This window comes from candidate division WOR-3 bacterium (assembly GCA_026418155.1).
In the GTDB taxonomy this organism is placed as follows: Bacteria; Hydrothermota; Tepidihabitantia; order Tepidihabitantales; family CAIPLT01; genus JAOABV01.
The window spans coordinates 1-700 of sequence record JAOABV010000103.1 but is presented as its reverse complement, the minus strand read 5'-3'; the positions used below and the strand labels follow the sequence as shown (position 1 = coordinate 700).

The 700-nt window shown below is 30.9% G+C and carries 1 protein-coding gene; it reads left to right on the top strand.

The annotated features are described in order from the left end of the window. Positions 1-700, top strand: a 700-nt coding sequence (locus tag N2201_07485; GenBank protein ID MCX7786040.1) for a hypothetical protein, incomplete at both ends; no start/stop codon positions are given.

The following is a 700-nucleotide window of genomic DNA, read 5'->3' as shown; positions in this document are numbered from 1 at the left end:
CGGCCTTTTATTGCTGGTGATGATACGATTGCTGAAGGCGGACTACCTTCACCACTAACTTTATACGGCGCAATCGGTGATTATTGCCTTAAAAAAGAGAATAAAAGTATTGAGGATTTCTGTAATAATAAACAAGACGAGAAACTTGGTGAGTATGACCTTGACTTAAAAAAATCCAACTTAAAAATAAAAACCGTTTTTCTTAAATCTGATTACAAGGTCTTTTTGCCCGTCCCTCTTAATTTATACAAAGAAAACAACAATTATTTTTCGTTGCTACCATATAAGACTGAAAATAACCTAATAAAGTGGGATATACAAAATAAAATAAATCCAATTGAAATTATAATAACAACTCATGGCATAGAACCTGCTACGGGTTATATTTTAATTAATTCACTTAAACCTTATCTTACAGCTGATTATGCGAATCTTCGGCCTATAATATATTCACAATTTCAACTATTTAATTATGAGATAAGATACAGTAATAAAATTAATAAAGATTTAAAAACAACAGAAGATTTATATTGGACAAAGCAATTAAGATTTGACGAGTATATAACAATAAACGACTACATTAAGACAAAAATCGGGATTGTAATTGAAGGGCTTAACCAACCTGATTTTACTGATGGCGACACTTTATCAATTGGTGGTGAACAAAAAAGAGCAAAGATAACTTTAGGGGACGAAAATG